This is a genomic window from Chryseobacterium candidae, from assembly GCF_004916905.1.
Lineage (GTDB): Bacteria > Bacteroidota > Bacteroidia > Flavobacteriales > Weeksellaceae > Chryseobacterium > Chryseobacterium candidae.
Genome location: NZ_SDLV01000015.1, coordinates 42,215 through 60,967, shown reverse-complemented (window position 1 = coordinate 60,967; position 18,753 = coordinate 42,215). Strand labels below are relative to the sequence as shown.

At 37.3% G+C, this 18,753-nt stretch carries 7 protein-coding genes; 4 read left to right on the top strand and 3 right to left on the bottom strand.

What is annotated here, in order from left to right:
- Window positions 1-114: 114 nt before the first annotated feature.
- Window positions 115-2,187, bottom strand: coding sequence for an alpha-ketoacid dehydrogenase subunit alpha/beta (locus EK417_RS07885; protein ID WP_136521836.1), 2,073 nt, complete (start codon window positions 2,185-2,187; stop codon window positions 115-117).
- A 75-nt stretch (window positions 2,188-2,262) separates the two neighbouring features.
- Complete coding sequence (locus EK417_RS07880; protein WP_136521835.1) at window positions 2,263-4,386, bottom strand: S8 family peptidase; 2,124 nt, start codon at window positions 4,384-4,386, stop codon at window positions 2,263-2,265.
- A 265-nt stretch (window positions 4,387-4,651) separates the two neighbouring features.
- Here EK417_RS07880 and dnaE point away from each other — a divergent pair, with 265 nt between their 5' ends.
- From dnaE to EK417_RS07860, 4 genes are all read left to right on the top strand, one after another.
- Entirely contained in the window at window positions 4,652-9,319 is a 4,668-nt protein-coding gene (gene dnaE, locus EK417_RS07875) for a DNA polymerase III subunit alpha (RefSeq protein WP_136521834.1), read from the top strand.
- A 345-nt stretch (window positions 9,320-9,664) separates the two neighbouring features.
- A complete protein-coding gene (locus tag EK417_RS07870) occupies window positions 9,665-12,943 on the top strand; it encodes a fibronectin type III domain-containing protein (protein WP_136521833.1) in 3,279 nt (1,092 codons plus the stop codon).
- 161 nt (window positions 12,944-13,104) lie between these two features.
- Window positions 13,105-15,882, top strand: a complete 2,778-nt coding sequence (locus EK417_RS07865) for a T9SS type A sorting domain-containing protein (RefSeq protein ID WP_136521832.1) — start codon at window positions 13,105-13,107, stop codon at window positions 15,880-15,882.
- A 171-nt stretch (window positions 15,883-16,053) separates the two neighbouring features.
- Window positions 16,054-18,378, top strand: coding sequence for a GEVED domain-containing protein (locus EK417_RS07860; protein WP_136521831.1), 2,325 nt, complete (start codon window positions 16,054-16,056; stop codon window positions 18,376-18,378).
- A gap of 188 nt (window positions 18,379-18,566) precedes the next feature.
- Here EK417_RS07860 and EK417_RS21020 read toward each other — a convergent pair whose 3' ends face one another.
- A complete protein-coding gene (locus EK417_RS21020; protein ID WP_168801950.1) occupies window positions 18,567-18,725 on the bottom strand; it encodes a hypothetical protein in 159 nt (52 codons plus the stop codon).
- Between the last annotated feature and the right edge of the window lie 28 nt (window positions 18,726-18,753).

The window sequence follows — 18,753 nt, the reverse complement described above, 5'->3', positions numbered from 1 at the left end:
GAGTTTTGCTGATTTATAATAGACTAAAATTTAGATTGATAATCTTAAATAAAAGTAGTGAAAAAATTGCATAAAAAAACCTCTAATATGTAGAGGTTTTAAGTTTATGTAAAATTAATATTTAAGCATTTCTTCGATTTTACTGCTGAGCTTTTCAGCATTTGGGAGCATTTCTTTTTCCAGCACCAGATTGATCGGAACGGCAGGTACATCCAGCGATCCCATTGTTTCTACCGGAGCATCAAGATATTTGAAGCAGTTTTTAGAAATACGGTGTGCAAAAGCTTCTGCAAAAGAGTTGTTAAGCTGTTCTTCGGTTAGAACGATACATTTTCCGTGGGCTTTCACTCTTTCAAAAACAAGTTCTTCATCCAGAGGGATTAATGTTCTTAAATCAATTACTTCAACTCTTCCATTGAAGTTTTTGGCTGCTTCTTTAGCCCAGTAAACTCCCATACCATAAGTAACCACTAATAAAGTTCTGCCTTTTTCAGTTTCATCTTTATCAGCTTCAATGATCACTTTACCTTTTCCGAATGGAAGAACATAATCTTCAGCAGGTTCTATCGTTTTAGCATCTTCAGTTCCCGGAACTTTACTCCAGTATAATCCTTTATGTTCCAGCATTACTACAGGGTTCGGATCATAATATGCTGCTTTTAATAATCCTTTAAAATCGGCAGCGTTACTTGGGTATGCTATTTTGATTCCTTTAATATTGGCTAAGATACTTTCAACACTTCCGCTATGATAAGGACCGCCGCCGCCATAGGCTCCGATAGGAACACGGATGATATTGCTTACAGGGAATTTTCCACCACTTAAATAACTGGATTTTGAGATTTCTGTAATTAACTGGTTGATTCCCGGATAAATATAATCTGCAAACTGAACCTCAACAATTGGCTTAAGCCCAACAGCACTCATTCCTGCTGTAGATCCAATGATATAAGCTTCCTGAATGGCTGTATTGAATACTCTTTTGCTTCCGAATTTTTTTCCTAACGTCACCGTTTCACGAAAAACTCCACCAATTCTTTCTCCTACATCCTGTCCGTAAAGAAGCGCTTCCGGATGTTTCCACATCAATTCCTGTATAGCGTGGATGGCAGCATCTACCATGACAATTTTTTCTCCGTTGGCAGGCTCGCGTGTTCCTGTTTCCTCTGTAATTGGAGTAGGAGCGAAAACGTGCTGCATTACGCTTTCAGGCTTTGGATCTTCAGCATTTTTAGCTTTTTCGAAAGCTTCTTCTGCTTCAAGACGTGCTTTTTTAGTGATTTGCTTTAAAAGATCCTCATCAGTACCTGTTTCCAGTAAATGTTTTCTAAGGATTTCTCCCGGATCTTTAGCTCTATGTTTTGTTAAATCTTCTTCGTCTCTATAGAATTCTCTTCTTACTCCGGAAGTGTGATGACCAATCAATACCGTTTTTGCACAGACAACCAAAGGTTTTCTTTCTGTTCTTACAAAGTCTACGGCTTTTTTCATGGCTTCGAAACTTTCCACAAAATCAGTTCCGTCTACTCTCATTCTGCTTAATCCGGTGAATCCTGCTACAAAATCATAAGCGTCACATGTTCTTGCTTCGTCTTTAGTTACAGAAATTCCCCATTCATTATCCTGAACCAGGAAGATAATAGGAAGCTGGTGTAAAGCGGCAAACTGTAAAGCTTCACTCACTTCACCTTCCGTAACGGAATTGTCTCCAAGGCTGCAAACCACAACAGGATTGTTTTCAAATTCCTGAAGATTAAAATCCTGAATGTATTTAATTCCCTGTGCTACTCCTGTTGTAGGAATGGTCTGCATTCCTGTAGCAGAACTCTGGTGAACAATTTTGGGTTTATTTTCATCCCTGCTTGAAGGGTGTGAGTAATAAGATCTTCCTCCTGAAAAAGGATCATCTGCTTTAGCCAGTAATTGAAGCATTAACTGATAGGGTTCAAAACCGATTCCCAAAAGAATACTTTCATCTCTGTAATAAGGAGAAACCCAGTCTTCTTTCCTGAGCTGATAAGCTGTTGCAAGCTGAATAGCTTCATGACCTCTGGAAGTACTGTGAACGTATTTGCATACGTTTCGGTTTTCTTCGTAAATGTCTGCCATGGCTTTGGCCAGCATCATATGATTATACGCTTTGAGTAATATATCCTGAGAAACTTTTTCGTGAATTGCATTTTCCATAGGAAGCAAATATACATAAAAAAACAAAATACTAACAACTGTTAGTATTTTGTGAAAAATCTTTGTTTATAAAGGTTATTCCTTGATCACTTTTTTAGAAATAACATCTTTGTCTGTTTTTATTTCAATGATGTAAATTCCTTTTGTGTAGGCGGATAAATCTACTGCTTCTTTATCATTGTTAATAATACCTGTTTTTAGTTTTTTACCTGAAAGATCATAAACATTAAAAGTCGACTTTTTAGGAGCTTTCAATATATTGGTAAAGTCTTTTACCACAGTTGGAGCTACTGTTACAGCATTCATTGCAAATCCGGTCTCTTTAGCTCCCAGTACTTCGGTAAATCCTGTTACGATGACAGAGTAGTTTTGGGGAGAAGTAACACTTGGGGAAGCGTTATTTTTTAATGTTCCTTTATGGGAAATTTCAATTCTATAAACAGCTCCTGGTGTTGGGTTGTCAATAACTACCTGTTCTACGTTGTCTACTGTGTTATCCCCTTTTGTTGCAGGCAACATAGGATTGTTTGCATTCAGTTTCCAAGGAAGGTATGTTGTATTGTTTGCTGTATTGATAATCTTTACATCTAAATCATTAATTAATCTTGAGACTCTGTTGTTGTATAAATTATCCCATTGATTCGTAATATTGGTATATTCCGGATCAATCCAGGATATGGTTACTTTTAAGGGTTCAGATCCTGATGCTTTAACTGTTTTAGTATTAATACTACCATTATTTAATGTTTCATCATTAAATATGATGGTGTTGTTGGATTTTCCTACAAGAAGTTCAGCACCTTTTTTGGCATTAATGTATCCCCAGCCGTACCATGGATCTGGACCTATTTGACCAGCTTCAAGAGCAGAATGCACCATTAAAGTTTTTGAAGCAGAAGCAATAAGCTGAGCATTGTTGAATAACGATTTATAAATCTGCATCCAAAGTCCAATAATCCCAGCTACCTGAGGGGCTGCCATTGAGGTTCCGCTATTAATTTGCCAAGTTATACTTCCTGTTGTATTTTCTGCTGTAGAAGCCATCCAGACATCGGTGCCCGGAGCAGAAATATCTGGTTTTATACCACCATCATCTCTAGGACCTGCGCTGCTATAATCAGACTTTAAAACATCTGTAGCTGCAGTATATCTATTATTGTTTGTTGTAATAGGATCAGTTGCGCCAACTACAATAATGTTTTTAGCCAATGAGCCGTAACCTATACAGTCATAGCCCTGTGCACAGTTAGCAGGTGGTTCTGTACCTGTTGCATAAGTAGAATATCCTGATCCGTTATAATAATAAGCTGTTGTAGTACTACCTAAATATCCTGGTCCGAATCCGAAATAATTTCCGGCAGATTTCACGATAGTATACGTTGGGTTATTATACACAATAGCATCATATGATCTGTCGTTTGTATAATAAGTTCCCATTAGATCGTAATTAGTTCCGGAAATATAATTTCCTCCCCAATACCATCCGTTGGCAGGATATCCGTTTGCCGTAGTTTTATAATCCCAGGCAGCATTTATACCATAAGAGTGATTGGATATTTTAGGTTGGGCCAGCAAGATTTTATCAAATACAGTACTTGTAGTTGAGTTACCAGGTAATGTTGTTGTTGCAAATCTGTAAGAATCCATTGTAGAATTTAATGCAATTCCCATTGCATTTCCTGTGATTGTCACCCCGTTACTGGTACCTGATAAAGGTGAAGATTTCGCACCGATAATACTTGCTACTCCTGTTGAATGGGCGCTGTAAGCATTAGTAGCTGCTTCTTTGTTGGAAATTCTACCTGCCGCGTTATTAAAAGCGGTATGAGCTTCATAAATCCTTCCTCCATCAAAAATTGCATATACAATTCCTTCACCTTTAAATGATCCGGCTAGTCCATTGACACCTCCCGCAGTTGTTAAGGCATCAACATTGTTATTTAAAATTTGAGTTTGATCTTCTGACTGATAAAAGTTTGGAACATTTCCACTAAACCCTGCCAGATTTTCTCTCATTTCCTGAATTTTTTTTTGAGTTTCAGGATTTCTATCACTACCAAATCTTTTTGAAACATAAGAGTCAAACTTTTCATTATTCTCTTTGTTTTGTCTTTCAAATTCTCTCTTTAAACCATCGTTGTTTTGTGCACTTACTAAAGCTATTGCTAATGTGCTGATGAGAAGTAGATGTTTCTTCATGTTAGTTGTTGAAATATTAAAATTGTAATCCTTCAAATATATGGTGAATATTTAATTATTGATAATTTTTGGTAAATAATTCTAATTTTTTTAATTAATTTTTAATATTTTATTTCAACATTATTTGAGTTGGTTGTTTTTTTTACAAAAAATGACTGTTTAACTATTCTGAATGTTGTAGGTTTTTGTGTTTTATCATAAACTAATAATTGGAAAAAATGAAGTAACTTTACATTCTCTTTTTATAAAAAAGTTAGAACATTATATGTATTTAATTTTTGACACAGAAACAACCGGTTTACCAAAAAATTTCAACGCTCCGCTTTCAGACTCGGATAACTGGCCAAGAATGGTTCAGATTGCATGGCAGGTACATGATGATGATGGAAAATTAATTGAAAACCAGGATTATATAATAAAACCTGAAGGATATGATATTCCCTTCAACGCAGCACGTATTCACGGGATCACAACCAAGATTGCCAATGAAGAAGGACGGGATCTGCAGGAGATTCTTGAAGAGTTTTCTAAAGTTCTTGAAAGGGTAAGAGTGGTTTCCGGACATAATGTAGAATTCGACTATAATATTGTAGGAGCAGAGTTTTACAGAAAAAACATGAAGGATAACCTTCAGGAAAAACCCAAAGCAGATACCATGATTTTGGGAACCGATTTCTGCCAGCTTGGCGGAGGACGTGGAGGAAGATTCAAGCCCCCGAAACTTGAAGAATTGTATGAAAAACTTTTTGGAAACAAATTTGATGAAGCCCATAATGCCGCTGCCGATGTAAATGCTACTGCCAGAGCTTTCTTTGAAATGGTAAGAATTGGAGTAGTACCCGCTGAAACATTAAAGATTTCCGAAGATCAGCTCGCTTATTTCAGAAGTCTTTATCCGGATCCTATCAAGCCTTTCAATATTATTATCAGAAGGCAGGTTGCAGATTTTCATAATAAGAAAAAGCAGCAGGATTTCGGAAGTATTGATGAAATTGATTTAGGTAAATATTTCAATTTTGATAATCACAGTGTTTTCTCCACACTTACCGCTACTTCAAGCATCAATGATCTGATTAGAAAAGCTTCTGAGGAAAACTTCCCTGCTGTAGGTATGGTGGACTTGGGAAACATGATGGGTGCTTTTAAATTCGTTTCAGCAGTGGAGAGCGCTAATGGTGACAGGGCAAAGAAGCATAAGGAATACCTGGCAAAAAAACAGGAAGCAGAAGAAAACGGAACAGAGTTTAATGAAGTTGAGCCTGTTTCCGAACCACTTATCCCAGTTGTAGGTTGCGAATTTTATATTTCGGAGCGTTACGAGCAAAAGCAGTTTACCAAAGATGATCCGGACAGGAGAACTCAGGTAGTGCTGCTGGCAAAAGATTTTAACGGGTATAAAAATCTGGCAAAACTTTCCAGTATCGGATTCCTGAAAGGATTCTATTTTGGAGTTCCAAGGGTGAGCAGAGAATTGATAGCCCAATATAAAGAAGGGGTTATTGCTTTAACTTCCGGAATTATGGGAGATATTCCTGATGCGATCTTAAATACCGGTGAGCAGAAAGGGGAAGAGCTTTTCAAATGGTGGAAAGATACCTTTGAGGATGATTTTTATGTACAGATTCAGAATCATAAACTGCCTGAAGAAGAGCATTTAAATGAAGTTCTGTTGTATCTGGCGGATAAATACGATGTTAAAATCCTGGCTCAGAACGAAACTTTTTATACCAATAAGGATGATTCTAATATCCAGGATATTGTAAGCTGTATTAAAGATGGGGAAAAACTAACAACACCCGTTGGAAAAGGATTTGGTAAAAGAAGAGGTCTTGCAACAGGCGAGTATTATATCAAAAGTTCCGACGAAATAAAAGAAGCCTTTTTAGCTTATCCTGATGCGTTTGATGCTTATGAAGAATTTACGGCGAAATTTAAACCCTATACTTTAAAAAGAGATGTACTTCTTCCTAAGTTTGATATTCCGGAAAAGTTTATTCATGCAGAAGATGAGATAGACGGAGGGAAGAGAGGGGAGATGGCTTATCTTACCTATCTTACCTATGAAGGAGCCAAGAAAAGATATGTGGAAACCGGAATAACGGATGAAATTAAAGAACGTCTTGACTTTGAGCTTGAGGTTATCGCCAATACCGGTTATCCAGGATACTTCCTTATTGTACAGGACTTTTGTAATGAAGCCCGGAATATGGGAGTTTGGGTTGGCCCGGGAAGGGGTTCTGCCGCAGGATCAGCAGTAGCGTATTGCATCGGAATAACCAATGTGGACCCAATTAAATATGACCTCCTTTTTGAGAGATTCCTGAATCCGGAAAGGATTTCCATGCCTGATATTGATATTGACTTTGATGATGAGGGAAGAGATAAAATTATCAAATGGGTAGTTGAAAAATACGGGAAAACTCAGGTAGCACAGATTATTACTTACTCGGTGTTGGGTGGTAAATCTGCTATTAAAGATGCCGGAAGAGTTTTGGATGTTCCCATTCCTGACACAAATAATATTGCTAAGCTGATTCCTCCGAGTCCGGGAATGAACATTGCAAAAGCTTTAGCGAAATACGATAAATTAAAACCGGAAGAACAGATGCTTGTTGATGAGATGAGATATGTTCTTAACAGTCCTGATGATGCACGACACGGAGTGTTGGCAAGTGCCAAAAAGATGGAAGGCTGTATCAGAAATACCGGAATTCACGCCTGTGGTGTGATTATTACACCGGAAGATGTGAGTAATCTGGTTCCGGTGACAATAGCGGCGAAAGATGCAGATATTCTGGTGTCTCAATTCGATAACTCCGTTGCGGAAAGTGCCGGCCTTTTGAAAATGGACTTCCTTGGGTTGAGAACATTGACTATCATTAAAGATGCATTGAAGCTGGTAAAAGCAAGATATAATATAGATATTGATCCTGATCTTATCCCGCTTGATGATGCCAAAACGTATCAATTGTTTAAAGAAGGAAGAACAGTGGGAATTTTCCAGTATGAAAGTCCCGGGATGCAAAAATACATGAGGGAGCTTAAACCCACAGTTTTTGCCGATCTTATTGCTATGAACGCATTGTACCGCCCTGGTCCTATTAAATACATTCCAAACTTCATCAACAGAAAACATGGAATTGAAGAAATTGTTTACGACTTACCGGAAACAGAAGAATATTTAAAAGAAACATATGGGATTACCGTTTATCAGGAGCAGGTAATGCTTTTGTCCCAGAAATTGGCCAACTTTACGAAAGGTGAAGCCGATACTTTGAGGAAAGCAATGGGTAAAAAGCAGATTGACGTTCTTAATAAAATGTACCCAAAATTCATTGAAGGAGGTAGAAAGAACAACCTGAATGAAGAGAGATTAGAGAAAATCTGGAATGACTGGAAGGCCTTTGCAGAATATGCCTTCAACAAATCTCACTCAACTTGTTATGCATTCATCGCTTATCAAACGGCATTTTTAAAAGCCAATTATCCTGCAGAATATATGGCGAGTGTGATGAGTAACAACATTAACAATACAGATTCAATTACCATGTTTATGGAAGATTGTAAAAGTATGGGAGTAGATGTTTTAGGGCCGGATGTGAATGAATCTCAATACAAATTCTCTGTAAACGAAAAAGGACAGATCCGTTTCGGATTGGGAGCGATTAAAGGAATTGGCGAAGGGCCGAGTGAAGCAATTACAAGAGAAAGAGAAAACGGAAGATTCAAGAATATTTACGATTTCTTTGAAAGGATATTGCCTTCACAGATGAACAAAAGGGTAGCAGAAAGTTTAGTGCTTGCCGGTGCTTTTGACGAATTGGATGCTTTTCACAGAGGACAGTATTTTGATATTGACATGGCTGGAAAGACAAATCTTGAAAGACTGATCAGATACGGACAGAGCTTCCAGGAAAGCAAAAACGAAATGGAACATTCTTTATTTGCTGATTTTGCAGAAGAAGTTCAGATTGAACAGCCAAAATTAGCACCATGCCCCGAATGGCCGAATATGCATAAGCTTAATAAAGAAAAAGAGATTATTGGTTTTTATCTTTCTGCACATCCGCTGGATGAGTTTAAGTATCAGTTCCAGTTTATGCAGGGACAGCTTTCCAAAAAATCGGTTCTTGAGAAAAATGATGAAGATAAAGTGGTAACAGATGAAGCACCTGTTTTGGAGCAGGACGCCCAGGATGAAGCTGCAGATCTTACAGAAATTGTATCGGATGATGTAATGGCGGGTGAAGAAGAAGTAATAGAAGAAGTGACTAAAAAAGCAGAGCCAAAAGGAAACTTCCTATTCCTGAATCTTGATGAGGTAGATGCTTACAAGGAACAGGCTTTTTCGAATAAACAGGAAGAGTTATTTGAAGAGAAAAAGAAAGACTGGAAAACCCTTCAGAAAGAAAGAGAAAATGGAGGTGGCGGGAAAGAATATACTGTAGCCGGTCTTATTACCGAATATAGAGTTCAGGATGGTTTCAGAAGTGGTGAGAAAGTAGCTTTTGTTACTCTGGAAGATTATTCCGGTTCGTACTCATTCAGGCTTGGAGATAGGGACTATATGAGATTGAAAGAGAAATTGGAAGTTCAGAGATTTGTTATTTTTAAAATAAAATTTGCGCAGGTAAAAGATGGAAGAATCTTCGTGAATGTAAATGATGTGATAGAACTTCAGGAAGCATTTGAACGATTTGCCAAAAGTATATCTTTAGTAATGGATGTAATGGATGTAAGGCCTGAAGATCTTGATTTTTTCAGAACGGTTCTCGACAGAAACAAAGGAAATCAAAAACTGAAATTCTTTATCAAAAACCTCGAAGATGACTCTCATATTGAAGTGCAGTCTATGAAACATTCGGTGGATCTCAATGGAGACCTGATTAAAGAAATTCAGCTTCTGAATAAATATGAGTTTTATTTAAACTAGAATAGTAGATTATAATGTATAAAGAGTGGCTTCTGTCACTCTTTTTTTGTTTATATATTGTCAATATTCATGAAAAATTTTAAATAGTTTTTTATGTTAAATAGAAAAAAAATCTGAAGTCTATTTTAATTGTATATTAGTTAAGTATTTGATTATCATTTAATTAATATTTTTCAATGAATTATGAAATAAATCTTAAAATTAAATAAACGTTTGATTTTATTGTATTTTAATAGCTGTTTTATTATTTTTTATTTAATGTTTTGTGATGTTTTTTAATATTTCGTTTAAAAATTAAATTAATATTTATAAATTTACCGCCATAACTATTATTATTACTATTTTATGAAGAAATTATTACTTTCGTGTTTAGCTTCCGTGAGTATGGGAGTTTATGCACAAACTGATGTCGCCAACTATACTTTTTCAAAAAGTACCGGGGTGGCTTATACTTCCATTACAGGAGGTACGAAATTATTCCCTTCCGGGACTAATACGACTTACGACAATGATGTGTCTGCTGCGATTACATTGTCTTCTCCTTTTAATTTTGGAGGTGTTGCCATGACAACATGCTATGTGAGTGCCAACGGATTTATAACATTTGGAGCGGCTCCTTCAGGGACAAATTATACTCCTTTGTCTTCTTTGGGTTCTACTACAGGAGCAATTTCTGCTTTTGGACAGGATGGAGGTTTTTCATCATCTGATACAACTCAGCCCGCAGGAAATCATGAAGTTCGATATGAAGATCTAGGAACTGAATTTGTTGTACAGTGGCAGGATCATGCCAACTACTTTAACCGATCTACAGAAAAATTAAATTTTCAGATCAGATTGGTTTACGCTACTGGTGAAATAAAGATCATTTATGGAAGCTGTACAGATCCGGGAACCAGTACTTCAGGAAGTACTCCACAGGTAGGAATAAGAGGAAACAGTACTACCTTTGCATCCAATGTAAATTCCCTGATGATAGGAAATGTGCCTTCCGGAACTACCTGCGACTGGTCTAAAGCTGTTACAGGTAATGCTAATAACAGCACAATGGTTTTTTCCAGTGCAACCAATGCTAGTGTTAAAATCCCGGCTGGGTTGCAATATAAATGGACACCAGGCACACAGGCTCCGGTTAGAACTTTTACGGCCGCCACTGCAATTACCAATAATGCTGCCACTGTAAACTGGACAGCTCCGACAGGTGCAACAGCCTACAATGTTCAGTATAGAGAAGTTGGAAGCTGTGATTGGACCGACCTTGTTGGTAACCCGGTTTCTGCTGCTTCAGCTACAATTTCAGGTCTGACTCAGAATACAAGTTACCAGGTTCAGGTTCAGGCTTTAAATGGATCGGTACAATCCATATACTCTCATATTCCAAATGCAGCCGGAACGGGGAATGGGTATGCCTCTTCAGGATCTTTTACAACTACAGCTAACTGTGCAAGTACGGTAACAGGTCTTTCTTCTTCTGCTGTAACTCCTGAATCAGCAACAATAAGCTGGACAGCTTCTACAACACCTCCGGGTAATGGATATGAGTATTATTATTCCACATCTTCAACAACTCCGCTTGCAACGGCTACGCCTTCAGGATCTGTAGTTGCTGGCGTAACAACAGCTAATATATCTGGTCTGACTCCTTCAACTCAGTATTATTATTGGGTAAGAGGAAACTGTAATGGGACAGATAAAGGAGTTTGGTCAAGCTCTGCTAACTTTACAACACTTGGTCTGTGTCCTACCGTTACAGCTCCTGCATCCAGTGCTACAGGAGTAAGTGTAACACCTACGATCACATGGAATGCAATAAATGGCGCAGCCGGCTACAAACTGAAAGTTGGAACTACCTCAGGAGGAAATGATATTGTAGATATGGATATTACTGGTGGGGCCAATAATTCTTACACTTTCGCTGCTCCTTTAAGTTTTGCGACTACTTATTATTATTCTGTAACTGCTTATACAGCTAATATTGCAGGACCTGCTACGGCATGTACGGTAAGATCATTCCAGACCATATGTAATTCATCTAATTTACCTTATACTTTAGATTTTGAAAACGTTACAACACCTGCATTACCAATTTGTACAACAGTGGTTAACAGTGGTTCCGGAAATTTATGGAAAACAGCAACTGCTCCTACTGGCTTTACAGGGAAAGTGCTTAATTATTCCTATAATACTTCTAATGCTGCCAATACATGGTTTTTCACACAAGGTTTAAATCTTACTGCCGGAGTTAGCTACAGAATTAAATATAAATATGCAAATGCAACGGGTGCAACACAGTATCCTGAAAGAGTAAAAGTTGCTTACGGATCTTCCGCTACAAGTGCAGCAATGACGAATATCATAGCAGATCATGGTAATATTATCGGTGGAACTGTTACAAATACTTTTACAGACTTTACGCCAAGTGCAACAGGAGTTTATTATATAGGATTCCAGGCATATTCTCTTGCTGATATGAACCAGATTTATGTGGATGATATCAATATAGATGTGACTCCTAGCTGCTCTGAACCATTGGCTGTTACTGTTTCGGGGATGACAGTCAATGCAGCAAATGCTTCCTGGACTGCCCCAGCTACCGCTCCTGGAGTTGGATATGAATATTACTATTCTACAAGCAGTACAGCTCCTACAGCGTCTACTGTAGCTTTAGGAACGAGTACCACAACTTCAGCTCCTTTATCAGGGCTTTCTCCTTCTACTACTTATTATTTATGGGTGAGATCGGTTTGTAGTTCTTCTGATAAGAGTGCATGGAGTATTGTTGCTACATTTAATACTCTTTGTGGAACTGTTATGGCACCTTTTGTTCAAAACTTTGATAGTGGAGCAGCACCAAACTGCTGGAACAATATAAATCCTTCAGCAACAACTACTGATGCTACTCTTTTCTGGAAATTTGCAGGAAGTGCAGATTATGGTGCAAGTCCGGCTAATAACGGCAAGGCTGCAGGTACGTACGCTTGGGTAGACGCAAGCTCACCATATGCTGGAGCGGGTGTTAATACCGTGCAATTGGTTACTCCTTCTGTAAATTTAACAGGATTAACTGCACCTATTGTTTCTTTTGACTGGTTTAAAAATCACTCTACAGTATCTACTACTACGGTTTCACCTTCTACTTATGATAATAATAAGCTTACCGTTGAAGTAAATGATGGAAACGGCTGGGTAGCCATCTTTAGTGATAATACCAACTTAAATCAATGGAGAACGGTTGCGGTTCCATTAGCGGCTTCTTATATCGGAGCTACTATTCAGGTAAGGTTTACTGTAGATAAAAATGTGAGTGGTAATGGATATTACTATGATGATGTTCTTTTAGATAATGTTGAAATAAAACAAAATCCAAATCTGGCAACTTCTGAAACTGCAGTAAAAGAAAATAAGATTAATGTATATCCTAATCCGTTTACTGATACGCTAACAATTTCTGATGTATCCAAAGTACAGTCTGTTTCAATTGTTGATGTTTCCGGCAGATTGATTAAAACCATTGAAAAACCTTCCTCTGAACTTCAGTTGAGAGATCTTAAAGAAGGATTGTATTTGGTTGTTTTGAATATGAAAGACGGGTCTAAACAAACCCTTAAAGCAATTAAGAGATAAAATTTATTAATTATATCCTATGAAACGACAGCTTCTGGCTGTCGTTTTTTTTGTTATTTGTGATGTGTTTTTCCAGGGACTTCTCATTATTTTTTACTTAAAAAAAAGATGTTTCAAATTATTGTAAATTCGTAGACGTATTAATAGCCAAAAACTTATACATGAAAAAAATCTTATTTTTATGCTTACTGATGTTAAATATTGTACTAAGTGCTCAAATCAAATTAGGTGCAGGAAGTACAGATACTGGTAATGCTCCGGTCAATACTGATTATAGTACTTCTTATTCTCAGCAGATTTTTACAAAGCAAGAAATTAATTCTGATGCCGCAGGAAATATTACTGGGCTTAAATTTTATGTAACTTCTTCTGCAAATCCAGGGTACTCGTCAACTTGGGATGTATACATAGGACATACTACAAAAACCACCTTTGCGCCTAATGATAACTGGATTTCAAGCGGACAAATGACAAAGGTTTATTCTGGTGCTATTTATAATGTAAATGGAATTATAGATATAACCTTTACGACTCCTTTTGCATATGATAATGTCCAGAACTTAATAGTTGCAGTTCATGGAAAGGTATCTAATGACAATCCTTCTAATCAATTTTTTGTCTACAATACTACAGAAGGAGGGGGGCTCTATATTTTAGATCCTGGTTTTGGAGATCCTTCTACCAACAATCAGGGAAATGTTTTGCCATATAAATCTGTAATAACTCTTAAGGGTTTGGTGCCGAGTATTTTACCAGTATGCCCTGCAGTGTCTTATCCTGTTAATAATGCAGTGCTTGTACCTACTTCATCCGTGATTACCTGGGCTGCATCACAAGGAGCGACAAGTTACAAAGTTTCAATAGGGACTACACCAGGAGGAACTGATGTGGTAAATCAACAATCTGTAACGGGAACAAGTTTCACACCATCGTCTCCGCTTTCACTGACTACAACATATTATCTTAAGGTGACGGCAGTAGGATCAACAGGAGAATCCTACGGTTGTGCTAATATCAAGTTTACAACTGCATCATTAACTCCATCTAATGATGAGTGTGCAGACGCTGTGGAATTGGTTGTGAGCCCAACTATAGATTGTACAAATTTTACTCCTGGTACAAATTTGATGGCGTCTGTATCTAATCAGGGGCAAAATTCATGTATTAATTCTTATAGTCATAATGATGTGTGGTACAAATTTACTGCTATAGCTTCCAAACATATGATTAAATTAAGTAATATAACCTCCGTAGGAGCAGTAAATAATAAGTTTATATATTTTTCTGTTTTTAAAGGAAGCTGTGGTAACTTAACAACTATTGCATGTAGCGACGAAGCTCAATATTATTCAATTGTAAATGATCTTACTCCAGGTGAAACTTATTATGTAAAAGTATTTACTCGTGCTAATTATGGTGCTGCTCAAAATTTTGATATATGTGTGATAACGTTTCCGCCACCACCAGTCAATGATGAATGTGGAAATGCAATAGATTTACCTGTAAATCCTGATTTGAATTGTGCAAGCATTACTCAAGGAACCATTATATCCGCGACAGATTCCAGTCTGTCACCTGTTACTTGCTATAATAGTCCTAATTCTGATGTATGGTTCAAATTTACAGCAACAGGCAGTAAGCATGTTATTAAATTAAGCAATATTATCTATAAAGTCCCGGTATTTTATGCTCCTACTTTACGTTTTCAGGTTTATAAGGGGGATTGTAATAGTTTAGCTAGTCTTTCCTGTTCTTATCTGAATGCTTTGGCTGTAGATAATCTTACAGTAGGAGATACTTATTATATAAGGGTTTATAGTAGCTTGACAGGACAATCCAGTGCTATGGATTTTGGTATATGTATAGGGACAGACCTTACGCCACCACCTTCCAATGATGAGTGTATAAATGCAATTACTTTGCCTGTAAATTCTGATTTGAATTGTGCAGTTGTAACAGCAGGAAGTACAATGGGGGCTACAGCGTCGAATATATCAGCTCCTACATGCAATGGTGTTGCAAAACCAGGAGATGTATGGTTTAAGTTTACGGCTACTGCAACAGGTCATTTTATTCATTTGAAAGATTTGGTCTCTCTTGGGGTACAGTCCGGTACTGAAACCTACTTTCAGCTTTTCAGTGGTGATTGTGGTAACCTTACAAGTATTAAATGTGCACATCTTATGGGTGGGGTTTCCGGACTTACAATAGGCCAAACTTATTATATAAGAGTATTTAATACTAAATACCCCAGTGAAGTTGTCGGATTTAATATATGTATTGGAACATTGCCTCCGGTTCCTGTTAATGACAGTTGTTCCGGAGCTTTGGTTGCTTCTGTATTTCCTTATAGTTACACACAAACAGATGCGTTAGCTGCAACTAATAATAATGGATTTGTTACAGCTTGTAGCCCGGCAATGAATGATGGTACATGGTTTACGTTTACAGGGGATGGTTCTACTCATAAAATTATAGTATCACCTATAGGAAATGGATTTCCTAGGGTAGGAGTTTATAAAGGAGGGTGTGGAAGTTTAACTTGTATTACCAGTGTTTGGCATTCAACACCAATATCTATTGATACTGTTCCGGGAACTGTGTATTATGTGAATGTTGGGGATGGAAGTTCAACCGTGGATTTTGTAGAATTTCCTTTTACAATTACTATTTCCAAAGGGACTTTGGGAGTTTCTGAAGTTTCTAAAGCCACAGAAACTATAGAAGTACACCCAAATCCATTCACAAGCGTATTGAATATTGCAAAACCGGATAAAGTAAAATCAGTTTCCATTCTTGATTCTGCCGGAAGATTGGTTAAAACCATTGAAAAACCTTCCTCTGAACTTCAGTTGAGAGATCTTAAAGAAGGATTGTATTTGGTTGTTTTGAATATGAAAGACGGATCTAAACAAACCGTTAAAGCAATCAAGAGATAAAATAATTTCTTATAAATAGAAAAGAGAGACTGTTCATTTCGAGCAGTCTCTTTTTTTATAAGTGAAATTATCTTTTGTTAAAAGAAAATTTGTATTTGTTATCATATAATGAAAAAAATATTTTTTTTATTGTTGATTTTCACTAGATTTGAGTAACTAATATTGATTTATATGAAAAACTTTTTACTCGTTGGTTTCTTAATAACTGGCTTTTTATCCTCTGCGCAAACCTATTGTACGCCTGCGTTCGCTAGTGGCTGTAGTGGCGGGGATGTGATAGATTCTTTTGCAATTCCGGGAGCGGGATTTGATCATTCTAATACAGGTTGTTCTACTGATGCATATGGAGATTATACTTCTATGATGATCAACCTGAGTGCAGGTTTAAGTTATGATTTTAGCGTTAAACATGGTTATAGTGATCAGAATGTACGTATATGGATAGATTTCAATAACGACGGAACTTTTGATGATGCAGCTCCGGAACTTGTAGCTTCAGCAAGTAGTACGCTTGTGGGAGGAAATAATATAACCGCAGGACTTATAACAATTCCTTCTACAGTTACTCCGGGCACGTATAGAATGAGGGTGGCAGATCGCTTTTCCAGTGATCCTATTCCTTGTAATACAAATGGATATGGAGAAGCTCACGATTATACGGTCGTAATCGGTGCTGTTCCAACATGTTTTGCACCATCTGCTTTAACTGTTTCTGCTGTAACTGCCAATTCTGCCCAGGTAGGATGGACAGCTCCATCTTCAGTGCCAGGAAGCGGTTATGAATATTATTATTCAACTTCCAGTGCATATCCTACTGCTGCTACAGTGGTTTCCGGAACAAGCAGCGGATTAACTGCTAACCTGCCTTCACTTGCTCCAGCAACTACTTATCACGTATGGGTACGTTCTGTATGCAGTTCTTCAAATAAGAGTGCATGGTCTCAAATGGCAACATTTATGACGTCGTGTGTTGCTGTAGGGGTACCATATGCATTGGATTTTGAAAGTATAACCCCGCCTGATATCCCAGGTTGTACCTCAGTAGTTAATGATGGTGCAGGAAATATGTGGAAGACAGGTGATCTGGATGCTCAGGGATTCACAGGGAATGTTCTTCAGTATTCTTACGACTATGCTGATAATGCGGATACCTGGTTTTTCACCAATGGTATTAATCTTACTGCAGGAGTGACCTACAGAATTAAATATAAATATGCAAATGCAGAAGGAACTGTATATGCTGAAAAACTAAAAGTAGCTTACGGCACTACAGCTACAGGAGCAGGAATGACCAATACATTAGCTGATCATTCAAATATTGTTGTCAGCACAGCAACAAGTGCTTTTGCGAATTTCACACCCACAACCACAGGAGTTTATTATTTTGGATTTCAGGCGTATTCTGATGCGAACATGAATCAATTATATGTTGATGATATCAATATAGATGTAGCACCTGTTTGTAGCGAACCTAATGCATTAGCTGTTTCAAATATTACTGCTGCAGGAGCTACGGTTTCATGGACTGCGGCTACACCAGTGCCTGCAAATGGATATGATATTTATTACAGTACAACCAATACAGCACCTACAGCAACCAGCACGCCTAATTTTACAGGAGTTACAGCAACCACTTACAATATTCCTGGTTTAGCTGCCTCCACTGCTTATTATGTATGGGTAAGATCTGCATGCAGTGCAACAAGTAAAAGTATATGGAGTGATCATGCTACTTTTACAACATTGTGTTCAAGTGTGAATACTCCTTATACGATAGATTTTGAAAACGTGACTGTTCCGGATCTGCCCGCTTGTACAATCAATGTTAATGCCGGAACAGGAAACAATTGGGAAACAATGGATCCTCCTTCCGATAGCCAGGGATTCACTACCAATGTGTTGAAGTACCAGTATAACTCTTCCAATTCTGGAAATGCATGGTTCTTTACACAAGGATTGAACTTAACCGCAGGAGTGCAGTATACAATCAGTTATAAATATGGTAATAACTCATCAACTTATGTTGAAAAATTGAAAGTTGCCTATGGAACTTCACCTGCAGCAGCAGCTATGACAGGCTCTATAGCAGATTATCCTTCAATCAATGATGAAATGGCCCATACAGAATCTATAACGTTTACAGTTCCTACAACAGGAGTGTATTTCTTTGGATTTAATGCGTATTCAGATCCGGATCAGTATAATCTGTATATTGACGATATTAGCATTAACAATGCTAATCTGGCAACATCTGAGGTGGCTATTGCGAAAAATACTATCCAGGTTTATCCTAATCCATTTACGGATGCACTGAATATTTCTGATGTGAAAAATGTAAAAAATGTATCTGTGACTGATGCTTCTGGAAGACTGGTGAAAACAATTGCTAATCCTGAATCTACAATCCATTTAAGAGATTTAATGCAAGGAGTTTACTTAGTAACACTTGAGATGAAAGACGGATCTAAGCAGACGATCAAAGCTATTAAAAAATAATTCATCATTTAAATAAAAAGGGAGGCGGATCATCACTGATCCGCCTTTTTTATGAAAATTGTATAGGATTTGATTTGAAAAGTATTGATGAAAAAAGATGAGCAAAATTGTTTACTCATCTTTTTTATTTTGTTCTGAAAATTCTGGTTGATTATAAATTGTTCCTGTCACTTATTACCCATTACTCATCATTTATTGGGTACAGGCTGTATTTCTCCTTTATTCATAAGGTCAAAAACAGTAGGGAAGAACATTACTAATATAAAGTAGATAATGATCATGAGTGCAATCAATGCAAAAAGAATAATTACTAAGCTATTCGGTCTGTTTTTCTTTTTAGGTTCCATGATTTTGTGGTATTTGGTGAATAAATTT

Coding starts and splice junctions, on each gene's coding strand:
- EK417_RS07885 (WP_136521836.1), bottom strand. CDS start 2,187: ATGGAAAATGCAATTCACGAAAAAGTTTCTCAGGATATATTACTCAAA.
- EK417_RS07880 (WP_136521835.1), bottom strand. CDS start 4,386: ATGAAGAAACATCTACTTCTCATCAGCACATTAGCAATAGCTTTAGTA.
- dnaE (WP_136521834.1), top strand. CDS start 4,652: ATGTATTTAATTTTTGACACAGAAACAACCGGTTTACCAAAAAATTTC.
- EK417_RS07870 (WP_136521833.1), top strand. CDS start 9,665: ATGAAGAAATTATTACTTTCGTGTTTAGCTTCCGTGAGTATGGGAGTT.
- EK417_RS07865 (WP_136521832.1), top strand. CDS start 13,105: ATGAAAAAAATCTTATTTTTATGCTTACTGATGTTAAATATTGTACTA.
- EK417_RS07860 (WP_136521831.1), top strand. CDS start 16,054: ATGAAAAACTTTTTACTCGTTGGTTTCTTAATAACTGGCTTTTTATCC.
- EK417_RS21020 (WP_168801950.1), bottom strand. CDS start 18,725: ATGGAACCTAAAAAGAAAAACAGACCGAATAGCTTAGTAATTATTCTT.